Source organism: gamma proteobacterium symbiont of Axiagastus rosmarus (assembly GCF_059730925.1).
The window spans coordinates 646,173-657,914 of sequence record NZ_AP035925.1; the positions used below are offsets into that span (position 1 = coordinate 646,173).

Annotated in this window: 5 protein-coding genes; 1 reads left to right on the plus strand and 4 read right to left on the minus strand. The window is 55.6% G+C overall.

Annotated features, from left to right (window positions below; translation table 11 throughout):
* Nucleotides 1-40: 40 nt before the first annotated feature.
* From AC6I8F_RS03140 to AC6I8F_RS03155, 4 genes are all read right to left on the minus strand, one after another.
* Nucleotides 41-2,374 (minus strand): Ig-like domain-containing protein, encoded by a 2,334-nt coding sequence (locus AC6I8F_RS03140; protein WP_498028502.1) that lies wholly within the window; start codon nt 2,372-2,374, stop codon nt 41-43.
* Between the two features lie 197 nt (nt 2,375-2,571).
* Nucleotides 2,572-4,377 (minus strand): Ig-like domain-containing protein, encoded by a 1,806-nt coding sequence (locus tag AC6I8F_RS03145; RefSeq protein ID WP_215481558.1) that lies wholly within the window; start codon nt 4,375-4,377, stop codon nt 2,572-2,574.
* 12 nt (nt 4,378-4,389) lie between these two features.
* On the minus strand, nt 4,390-7,809 hold the full coding sequence (locus AC6I8F_RS03150; protein WP_498028503.1) for an Ig-like domain-containing protein: 3,420 nt from the start codon (nt 7,807-7,809) through the stop codon (nt 4,390-4,392).
* 193 nt (nt 7,810-8,002) lie between these two features.
* Nucleotides 8,003-9,847: an Ig-like domain-containing protein gene (locus AC6I8F_RS03155; RefSeq protein WP_498028504.1), complete on the minus strand. Its 1,845-nt coding sequence runs from the start codon at nt 9,845-9,847 to the stop codon at nt 8,003-8,005.
* Between the two features lie 401 nt (nt 9,848-10,248).
* Here AC6I8F_RS03155 and AC6I8F_RS03160 point away from each other — a divergent pair, with 401 nt between their 5' ends.
* On the plus strand, nt 10,249-11,571 hold the full coding sequence (locus AC6I8F_RS03160) for an MFS transporter (protein WP_021509584.1): 1,323 nt from the start codon (nt 10,249-10,251) through the stop codon (nt 11,569-11,571).
* Nucleotides 11,572-11,742: the final 171 nt, after the last annotated feature.

Below are 11,742 nucleotides of genomic sequence, written 5' to 3' on the forward strand. Positions count from 1 at the left end.
CGAGCAGGCCGCCATGTCATTATGCGGTGGCAAACTGCGGTTAAACCAGATTCACCGTTACGCCGTCCTGCACCAGCAGTTCCGCGTCGCCGTGGCTGAACACATGGTACTGGTTGCCAGCGATGGTCACGGTGCCGGTTTGCTGCGTCCAGCCTTCCTGCTCGCTGCCTTCAGGCAGGATATCTTCCAAACGCACCTTATCGCCCTGGTTACCGTTGACCATTAGTTGGGTTTTGCCGTCGTCGATGAAGAGGTCTTTAGTTCCTTTTGAGAACACTTCATTGGCATTTAGATTGTCCAGTGCGCTAAACGCATCGGCGTCTAATATGGAAATTTCATTCACTGATATATCAGTGGATTTGACAACATTATCTTTTATACCCCATTCGAAATTGTCTAAAAAAATAGTGTCGTAGCGTGAATTGCCTGTGCCGTCATCATAAAAACTATTGAACGCCGATACTTTGCTTATTAACTGACCTTGTGGGGCAATGAACTCGTAGGGTTTCATTCCGCCCCATTTTGAGATTTCGATGGAGCCGATAAGTTCATCCTTCTCATTATAAAACCGTATCATATTATGAGTGGCTTGTTGAGCCTGGGCGTCAAACTTAAAGTAGTTAGATTTATCAATATAAAAATGTACTGCTGTTTGTTTAGAATTTGAAGGGTTCCCAGTGCCTAAGTCTGGTCCGACTAAAAATTCATTCCTTTGGGAAGCATTTCCATACTGATTGTATACTTTGATGCCAGAGGCCAGGGTAACTGAAGTGCCTTGCTGAATTATATAGGTTCCGTTACTAAAATCTTCACGATGGCTGATAAGATCAGCCTCTCTGACTTTTATTTCAAAAGAGCTCTGCGCTTTGTCGTTTGTATAAGCATTGAAAGTCCAGTTCCCATAGTTAAGTTTTGGTGGAGAAAATGTCCACTCTCCATATATATTAGCAGTAACTGAGGCGATGTTTTTACTGTTGTTTCCAAGATAGTATTCTATATAGACTGTGCTGTTGGCTTCGGCATGGCCTTGTAACTCGGGAGTTGTATCGTCAGTTACGCTACCAGACGCTAATTTGCCTTGTGTTTTACCCACATTATCCAGGGCAAAATCAATAGTTGGAGCAAGGTTATTATCAATCACATTGAGTTTGAACTTAGGCGTGAACGTGCCACTGTTACCACTTTTTGCCCGAAACTCCCAGTTACCATTACCTAATTCGATAGGTATTGTGAACTCCCAGTTACCATCAGCACCAACCTGAACTGAATAACCTGGAATCCATGGTGCTCCAGCTTTTCCGTATTCAATATAAACAATACTGTTTGCTTCGGCGCGTCCGTGTAACGTGGGGGTACGGTCATCTGTCCGGGCGGAATTACCTAACATGCCAGTGGCATGACCATAATTATCCCAGGCGTAAGCAATCGTGGTCTCGCTTGCAGGCGTCAAATCAATATTGAGTTTGAATTCGTTGCTCCATTCGTCACCGGCATTTGCCCTGAATTGCCAGTTTCCTTCGCCTAGCGCTGGATTCGGCGTCCAGCTCCAGCTGGTGCCCTTCATCACCGCATTGCCGCCATCAACCCATTCACCCTGAGCATTACGGTACTGAATACGTACCACACTGCCTGCTGGCGCGCTGCCACGCAGCTCTGGGGTGGTATCGTCGGTGATGCCATCGCTCTTCAATGAGCCGGTCACGCTGCCGACGTTATCGACGGCATCAATAATTTTCGCCACGCCGCCTGGATCAACCGGCACTTCTCCGTCTTTACCAATAATAATGATGAACTCATCCGAAACCTCACCCTCGCGCACCTTACCGGCAAAGGTTTCATTCGCCACCAGCGCCAAATCATGCTGACCGTCGGTAAGGTCAACCTCCGGCTCGATCTTCCACATCCCGGTATTTTCATCCGCCTTCGCGCTGCCGATAACCGTATTGCCTTCTTTCAGATAAACAATCACGCCTTTCTCCGCGATACCGGTCAGGGTGGGGCGGCGGTCGTCGGTCATCTTGCCTGAATCGAAGCTGCCGGTGATGTCACCCTGATCGTCGTACATGTTCAGCAGCGTCGGCGCTGCTGGCGGCGTGGTATCAACAATCAGCGTACGCAGACTGGGCGTACTGACGTTGCCGGCCTTATCAACCGACTGGAAAGACATGTTGTAGTAACCATCATCCAGCGGCGTTGCAGGTGTCCAGCTCCAGTAGCCGTTGGCAGGGTCGATATCTACCGTAAAGGTCTCTTTGCCGACGGTAATCAGCATGGTGCCGCCCTTACCGATTTCTGAATTTGCATAGCCAAAAAACGTGGGGGTGTTGGTATCGCGCTCGAGGTATTTCACCTCTTCATAATTGAACAGTTCCATGGAGATTATTCCTGTGTTTTTTTTACGTCGGGTCCACCACAGCGAGGGCCGCTGCGCCTTGTTACAGAGAGCGCATTTTGTAATAGATGACGTAACACGCCGTATGAGATACGTCCCGAAGGGAGAAAAATCCGAACGGATTAAAAACAGAGGAAAAGGAGAAGATGATGCCGTGCTGCACGCACGGCATCGGGGGATTACACCAGCTCGATTTTCACGCCGTCCTGCACCAGCAGTTCCGCGTCGCCGTGGCTGAACACGTGGTACTGGCTGCCAGCGATGGTGACGGTGCCGGCATGCTGCGTCCAGCCACTGACCGTTTCGCCTTCCGGCAGGATGTCGCTGAGCTGCACGCTGTCGCCAGCCTGGCCGCTGACCCGCATCTGGGTTTTGCCGTCGTCAATGAACAGGCCCTGCTGACCGGCTTCCACCACGTCACTGAGCGTCAGGCCGAGCGGGGCGAGCGCGTTGATTTCCACCTCGCCCGGCGGCGTGGCGTCCACGACGATGCTGTACGCCGGCAGGCCAGCGTCGTAAGCGCCGTAGCTGACGCTGAGGCTGTGCGAGTCATCGCTGAGCTCTGGCGTGATAAAGCGCCAGTTGCCGTCTGCGCCGACCTGCACGCTGCCGATCAGCGTGCTGCCGTCGTAGACGTTGAGCACGCTGTTGGCCTCGGCGACGCCGCTCAGCTCCGGCTGGCGGTCATTAGTGATGCCGCCGTTGCTGACTTCGCCGATATACAGCGCCACGTCGTCATACACGCGGAGGATTTCTGGCGTGTGCTGGCCGCCCGGCATCAGGACCAGCTCAAACGTATCGCTCCACTGGCTGTCGCCCTGCGCCTGCGCGGCAAACGACCAGACGCCGTACTCCAGCGCCGGCGGCGTGAAGCTCCAGTTGCTGTCCGCGCCCACCGTTACCACTGCTGAATGGGTGAACTCGCCGAAGGCACCGTAGCGCACCACCACGGTGCTGTTGGCTTCGCCGCGCCCGCTAAGGGTTGGCGTGGTGTCATCGGTGAGCGCGCCGCTCAGCAGCGTGCCGGTGACCGGGCCAAAGTCGTCAGTGGCGTGGGTCAGCGTGGCGTGCAGCGCGTCGCTGCCGGCGAAGGCGATGTCGAGCGTAAAGCTGTCGCTCCAGCTGCCTTCCTGACCGGCGCGAAACTCCCAGCTGCCCGCTTCCAGCTCAGCCGGTGGCGTCCAGCTCCAGCGGGAGCCGTCCATCTGCGCCGCGCCGCCGTCGACCCATTCGCCGCTGGCGTTACGGTACTGCACGAAAACCGTGCTGCCCGCCGGGGCGCTGCCGTGCAGCTGCGGCGTGGCGTCGTCGGTGAGCGCGCCGCTCAGCAGCGAACCGGTGACCGGGCCGGCATCATCCACCGCGTGGGAAATCACCGTGGCGGCAGCGCCGTCGCGGCCAATCAGCAGCTCAAACGGCGCAGACGGTTCGCCCTCGCGCAGCTTGCCGTTGAAGGTTTCGACCGCCACCAGCGTCAGCTGATGGGTGCCGTCGCTCAGGTCGGCGTCCGGCTCCAGCGTCCAGATACCGGTGATGGCGTCGGCCTGCGCGCTGCCAATCACCGTGTCGCCCTCTTTGAGGTACACCACGGTGCCCTTTTCCGCGACGCCGGTCAGGGTCGGGCGGCGGTCGTCGGTCATGCGTCCGGCGTCGAAGCTGCCGGTGATGTCGCCCTGGTCATCGTACATATTGAGCAGGCGCGGCGCGTCCGGCGCCGTGTAGTCGACCACCTGAATGAACTGGGCGGGGTCACCGATGTTGCCGGCGGCATCAATCATGCGCACCGACACGACGTGTTCGCCTGGTGTCCAGTCGGCGGGCGGCGTCCAGCTCCAGCGGCCGTCCGGGCCGACAATGACTGTGTACGGCTTGTTGCCGTCGATGACGATTTCCGCAAAGCCGTTGCGCGCCTGCGGACTGGTGCCGCTGTAGCCGCGGCGCGGGTCGTCGGTGTAGCGGTAAGTGGCGTTAAGAATCTGGTTCATGATGGCTCTCCCTTACACCAGCTCGGTTTTCACGCCGTCCTGCACCAGCAGCTCAGCGTCGCCGTTGCTCCAGACGTGGTACTGGGTGCCGGCAATGGTCACGGTTCCAGCCTGCTCGGCCCAGCCGTTTTGCTCACTGCCCTCCGGCAGGATGTCTTCGAGGCGCACGGTATCGCCCTGATTGCCGTTGACGATAATTTGCTTAGTGGCATCATCAATCGCCAGGTTCTCACTGCCGTGCCTGAGCACATCCTGCAGGCTCAGCGTCAGGGCGTTATTGCCGGCGTTGTCCATCTGAATCACGCTGGTTTTGCTGCCGTCCTCCACCTGGTCGGCAAAAATCACCGTCTGATCTTCGCTGTTGACCAGCAGCTGATAGAGCTGATTATCGGCGTCGAAAACCTGGATCGGGTCATAGAGGTCGTTTTCGTCAAACAGATACAGTTTGCCGCCGTTGGTGTTGACCTCCGGATGAACGTATTCGCCCCACTTGATGTCATCAATGGTAAAGCCGGCATCATTGTCATCCGTTGTGGTTTCCTGGCCCAGCACCAAATCGATATGACCGATCTTTTTACCCGGTGGTGCAATAAACTGATAGGTGTCAGGAGCTGTATTAGTACGGTAACCTACGGGTGCAATCATTTCACGGTAGAGAATTTCGCCGGTAGTTGAATAAACAATAATCTCATGCTGATTGGCTGAGTGAACAGTGCTTAGCGCAAACTCGATCTTTTCTGTGCTGCCAAAGTCATACGTGTAAGTGGAGTTATCGCCTAATACAAATGCACGATGTTCACCATGGCCATTAAAAACTCTGGAGGCTCCTATATTTGAAACTACACCCTCATGCGCTTTTCCAGAAAAACTGACGCCACCCAGTAAAACGTTAACCCGCGTCATGTCGAATTTGAAGTCAATGTCGTATTTGTCAAATGACTCCAGGCCAGAGCCAATATTGAGGCCCCAGGCAATGTGATCAATGGTGAACCCTCCATCATTAGTATTTTCAGGTCCGGAGTCATCTCCGACAATGAAGTCAATTTTTGATATCATTTTTCCGGGCTGAGCTATATATTCGAATTTTTCATATGTGTTATCTGTGGCTTTCAATGGACCTTCGAATAGTAATTCTCCTGTTGTGGAAAATATTTTTATTTTATGACGCTCAGGATGGAATATATGATTGTAATCAAAGGATATCTTATCGGTTTTATCGAAATCAATTTGATAATGAGAGTTGTTTTTTAAATACAATGAGTTATGACTATTTATTGCTGCATTTTCATACACTTCTGCTTCAGAGCCTGAAAAGGTTCTAAATATCAGTCCACTACCTATTGTTTCATCTTTGTTCAGTGCATACTTTTTACCTGCTGTAAGCGTGTCGAAAGTTTCGAACCCATGGTTGAGATCGCTAACATTTATATTAGAGTATCTTTGAGTAATAATGTTATCAATACCATACGCAGTAAGTGAACCTATAATATGAATCTCAGCATAGCTGATCTCTGAGTTGCCCGAACTAAATTGCAATATCTCTCTGGTATTACTTCTTTCACCATGGGGATAAACTCGTCCAAGTTCTTTCCCATTCTCATCAAAGAAACTGATATATGACTTGGTACTTTCCCAATCAAGCGCGGTGAGTTCAAAGTGATTTATTTTCTCCTGGAAATTTACTTTCTGGACAAATTCATTAACATTGCTATCTTTTCGGATGACGAAAAACCCGCCCCAGCGCTCATGATCTTCTATTGCTGTAGTGACATTATCATGCTTTTTATAGATAAATGTCAGATTTCCGTAATTCACATTTTTCGTGATATTGACAGGGGTAATGTCTTCAAAGTTGTAAACATGAGTAATGGTTTCACTGTCAATAATATTTAACGAATAATTTGCACTGTAGCTATTGCCATTAGTGGTTTTCGCCCTGAAATCCCAGTTACCATATTCCAGCTCTTCCTTGGGCGTAAACGACCAGCGACCATTCGCATCCGCAACCGTTGACCCGCTATGCCAGGTTTTGCCGTCGCGTGAGTACTCAACCTGCACAACCGCATTCGCCTCGGCACTGCCGCGCAGCTCCGGCTGAGTATCATTGGTCAGCCCGCCCGATTTCACCTCACCGGTGATTTTGCCCACATCATCCCAGGCCATAGATATTTCTGGGGCGACGCTGCCCGGCGCCACAATCTGCAGCCCAAACGGTTTACCGTTCGTATCACGTGTGCCAGACGTTCCCGCCTGGAACTCATACGTCCCTGGAGAAAGGCGGTCAGTCTCATACTCCCAGCGGCCATCGGCGCCGGCAGTCACGCTGTCCAGCAGTTCCCATGCGCCCAGCACGTTGCGATAGTGAATATATACCAGGCTGTTAGATTCGGCGCGGCCGTGCAGGTTTGGCGTACGGTCATCGGTAATCGCGCCGTTGCCCAGCGTGCCGGTGAACGGGCCAAAGTCATCGTAAGCGTGAGTGATTTCCGTTTTTGCCGCCGGTGCGAGATCGATATCCAGCTTAAATTCGTCGGTCCAGCCGCTGCCGGCGTTGGCGCGGAATTCCCAGTTACCGGCACCCAGCGCCGGGTTTGGCGTCCAGCTCCAGCTGGTGCCGTTCATTACCGCATTGCCGCCATCGATCCATTCACCTTTATCGTTGCGGTACTGAATGCGCACCACGCTGCCTTCCGGCGCGCTGCCGCGCAGCTCTGGCGTGGTGTCATCGGTGATGCCGCCGCTTTTCAGTGAGCCGGTCAGGCTGCCAGCATTATCGATAGCCTCAATGATTTTGGCCACGCCGCCCGGATCGCTCGGCACGTCGCCGTCTTTTCCGATGGTAATGTTAAACTCATCGGATACTTTGCCCTCGCGTACCTTACCGGCGAAGGTTTCCGCCGCCACCAGCGTCAGGTTATGACGGCCATCCGCCAGATCTACTGTCGGTTCCAGCGTCCACAGGCCGGTTTTCTCGTCGGCTTTGGCGCTGCCGATCACGGTGTTGCCCTCTTTCAGATACACCACGGTGCCCTTTTCGGCGATGCCGGTCAGGGTCGGGCGGCGGTCGTCGGTCATTTTACCGGCGTCAAAGCTGCCGGTGATGGCGCCCTGATCGTCGTACAGGTTGAGCAGCGTCGGTGCGGCCGGCGGCGTGGTGTCGACGATCAGCGTGCGCTGCGACGGCGTACTGAGGTTACCGGCGGTGTCGATGGTCATAAAGGAGATGCTGTATTCACCGTCGGCCAGCGCTTCTGGTGGCGTCCACTTCCAGCTGCCGTCCTGCGGGTTGATGTCGACAAAGAAATTCCTGTCGCCAAGCGTAATCATTACCTGGCCGCCTTTGCCCACTTCTGAATCGATTTTACCGAAAAACGTTGGGGTGTTGGTGTCGCGCTCGAGGTACTTCACCTCTTTAAAATCAAACAGATCCATGGGATTTTTCCTGTGTTTTACGTTGGGTCTATTGCAGCGAGCCCCGCTGCGTCTGGTTATAAAGGGCGCATTTTGTAATAGATGACGTAAAGCGCTGTATGAGACCTGTCCCGAAGGGAGAAAAGTCCGAGCGGATTAAAAGCCGGGGAAAGAGAGCGGGGTGATGCCGTGCTACGCGCACGGCATCGGGGGATCACACCAGCTGTAATTGCACGCCATCCTGCACCAGCAGTTCGGCGTCGCCGTGGTTCCAGACGTTGTATTGCGTGCCGGCAATGGTCAGGGTGCCGGTCTGCTGCGTCCAGCCATCAACCGCTTCGCCTGCTGGCAGAATATCCTGCAGCTGCACGCTGTCGCCCGGCTTGCCGTTCACCAGCAGCTGGGTGCTGTCATCCTCAATGAACAGCCCTTTGCCACCTTCGCTCAGCAGTTGGTGCAGCGTCAGCGCGTCCGGCTGGGCTTCATCCTGCGCCTGCTGATCGAACGCGGCGTCAGGGCTGACGTCGAGCACGAATTTGCTGCTCCAGTTGCTCTTCATCTCGCCGGTCGAGGCGCGCGCCTGATATTCCCACACGCCAGGCTGATGCAGATACGGCGAGGTGAAGCTCCACTTGCCGTCGGCATCGACCAGCACGCTGCCGGCGTGGCGCAAGCCTTCACCCTGCACGCCATATTCGATCTCAATCACCTGGCCCGGCGTGCCGCTGCCGTGCAGCGTTGGCGTGGTGTCATCGGTTGAGTCGTGCTGATAAACCGGCCCCTGCAGCGGGCCCGCGTTGTCCCAGGCGTAGTCGATGGTCGGTTCCAGCGGCGCGCCGGGGATCACCAGCAGCTCAAACTTATCGCTCCACGCGCTGGCTTTACCATCGGCCACGCCGCGCGAGCGGAAACCCCATTCGCCGAAATAGGTCAGTTCAAAGCCAGCGAACTGCCAGTTGCCCTGCGCATCGACCGTCACGCTGCCTGCGCTGTGCCAGCCGCTGTTACTCAGGTTGTACTCAATCTCAACGATGCTGCCCGGCGCACCGCGACCTTCCAGCACCGGCGTTTTATCGTCGGTGGTGCCGCGATGGTACACCTGGCCGGTATGGGCGCCGGTATCGTCACGCGCACAGTCGATAGCCGGACGCAGATTCTCCAGCGCCGACATATTAAGGCTGAAATCCGGGCGGTAGTCGTCTTTGCTGTTCTCATAGGAGGCGTAGAAGGTGTAGATGCCGTCACCGCTGATCATCGCGCGCGACTGAATCACCCAGTCGCCGTTGGCATCGGTTTTAACGCTGCCTTTATAGCCGATGCCGCCGTGATCGTTCTGCGCGAACAGATAAACGATGCTGTTCGGCTCCGCGCGGCCCACGATCAGCGGCGAGAAGTCGTCGGTGGTGGAACCGCTGGCGAGCTGGCCCTGCACGGTGCCGACATCGTCAATCGCGTAGCTGATGGTCGGCGGCACCGGTCCGCTCTCAACCACGGTGACGTCGAAGTGGTCAGAAGGTTCGCTGACGCGGCCAAACTCGTCGGTCGCGGTGACGGTTAGCTGATGCCCGCCCGCGCCCAGCAGCGGCTCCAGCGACCATTCGCCGCTTTTACTGGCCACGGTGCTGCCAATCAGCCTGTCGTGATCGTACAGCCGCACCGTGCTGCCCGGCAGCGCATAGCCCTGCACTTTGGGTGTGGTGTCATCAATGGTGTGACCGCGCCCGACCGGGCCGGTTTCGCTGCCAACGTCATCAAACAGCGCGGTGATCGCCGGTTTGTCCGGCACCGAGAGCGCGACGTCAACAGAGAACGGATGCGGCTCACCGCTGTCGCCGATGCACGCCACCATGTCATGGCTGCCTTCGCTCAGCGAGAACGGCGGCTGAAATGACCAGCTGCCGTCGGCGGCAATCGGCGTGCTGTAGCGGTGATCGTTGATAATGAATTCAATGACTTCACCGGCCTGCGCCGGCAGGCTGCCGCTCAGCAGCGGATAAGGCGTGCCCACTCGCAAGGTATTAATGGATGAAAAGGGGTCAAAGCTGAGAGGTGTTAGCATAAATATTCTCCACCAAAATCAACAACGGCGTGATTACCGTTGCCTGCCCAGCATAAAGGGGGAGGGGATAGCGCCATGTACCAGAATCGTCTCGTTTCTAAGACTGATCTTAATAAGTTCTGCTAATGAAAAAGGCATTAAAAAGAGTGGGGTAAGGCTCATGATATTGCTTGCTGAGGCTTGATATCGCTGAATTTATGCTACTGGTAAAGTCGATAGTCTGTGCTGCACCTGTCACCTGGAAAGCCCAGAATTATTAACTTTCCTCATAAGCTGATCGGACCGGTCGTGTTAACTGTTTGTTACCTTTGTTCGTACTTTTGTAAAGTGCAATGGTGAACAGGATCACATCTATTCACGCGCCGGCAGGCTAAAACAGGAGAAAAACCAGGAAGGACGATATGAGCTCAAGTCACGCTTTACAAAAGTCATCGCAGGGCGGTGCCAAAACCATCTTTAGCGTTACCAGCGGTAACTTTCTTGAGATGTACGATTTTATGGTGTTTGGCTACTACGCCACCGCCATTGCAAAAACCTTTTTCCCGGGCGACGATCCGTTTGCTTCGCTGATGCTGACGCTGATGACCTTTGGCGCCGGCTTCCTGATGCGTCCGCTCGGGGCGATTATACTGGGGGCCTACATTGACCATCACGGCCGACGCAAAGGGCTGCTGCTGACGCTCGGCCTGATGGCGCTCGGTACGCTGACTATCGCGCTGGTGCCAGGCTACGCCACGTTGGGCGCGGCGGCACCGATCCTGATTCTGCTTGGCCGCCTGCTGCAGGGCTTCTCGGCGGGCGTGGAGCTCGGCGGCGTTTCGGTTTATCTGTCTGAAGTGGCCCCCAAAGGCCGCAAAGGCTTTTACGTCAGCTGGCAGTCGGGCAGCCAGCAGGTAGCGGTGATCTTCGCCGCGCTGCTGGGGCTGGGGCTTAATCATCTGCTGGCGAAGGACGCGGTGACCGAATGGGGCTGGCGTATTCCGTTTGTGGTCGGTTGTCTGATTGTGCCGTTCCTGTTCTGGATTCGCCGCATGCTGGAAGAGACCGAAGCCTTCAGCCAGCGCAAATCGCACCCGTCGATGGGCCAGATTGTGCGTTCCGTGGGACAGAACTGGGCGCTGGTGCTGGCCGGCATGCTGATGGTGGTCACCACCACGGTGATGTTCTACATGATTACCGCGTTCACCCCGACCTTTGGTAAAACCGTGCTGATGATGAGTGACAAGCAGAGCTTCCTCGTTACGCTGTTTGTCGGCATCTCTAACCTGTTCTGGCTGCCGGTGATGGGCGCGCTGTCGGACCGCGTTGGGCGGCGGCCGCTGCTGATTACCTTTACCGTGTTGATGATCCTGACAACCTGGCCGGTGCTGCACGGGCTGGTGGGATCGCCGACCTTTGCGCACCTGGTGGAAGCGGAGCTGTGGTTATCGTTCCTGTACGCCAGCTATAACGGCGCGATGGTGGTATATCTGGCGGAGATCATGCCGGCTGAAGTGCGCGCTTCGGGCTTTTCGCTGGCCTACAGCCTGGCGACCGCGCTGTTTGGTGGTTTTACGCCGGCGATTTCGAGCTATCTGATTCATGCTACAGGCGATAAAGCGATGCCGGGCGTCTGGCTGTCGTTTGCCGCAGTGTGCGGCCTGGTGGGCACGCTGCTGATTGGCCGCATGGTGAAACAGTACCAGGCGCGGCACAGCGCAACGGTAGTGGGCGCGTCGCTGTAGTTCGAGTTGGTATGCGCTGGGCCTCACTTTAACTTTCTCTCACTTGCCCTCACCCTGACCCTCTCCCGCACGCGGGAGAGGGAACCGCTCGGTGCGGTTTCGCAAACCTGCGCTTCACCTAAACATCCACCCGGTCGGCTCCTTCTCCCGCTGGCGGGAGAAGGCGGGGGA

Coding starts and splice junctions, on each gene's coding strand:
- AC6I8F_RS03140 (WP_498028502.1), bottom strand. CDS start 2,374: ATGGAACTGTTCAATTATGAAGAGGTGAAATACCTCGAGCGCGATACC.
- AC6I8F_RS03145 (WP_215481558.1), bottom strand. CDS start 4,377: ATGAACCAGATTCTTAACGCCACTTACCGCTACACCGACGACCCGCGC.
- AC6I8F_RS03150 (WP_498028503.1), bottom strand. CDS start 7,809: ATGGATCTGTTTGATTTTAAAGAGGTGAAGTACCTCGAGCGCGACACC.
- AC6I8F_RS03155 (WP_498028504.1), bottom strand. CDS start 9,847: ATGCTAACACCTCTCAGCTTTGACCCCTTTTCATCCATTAATACCTTG.
- AC6I8F_RS03160 (WP_021509584.1), top strand. CDS start 10,249: ATGAGCTCAAGTCACGCTTTACAAAAGTCATCGCAGGGCGGTGCCAAA.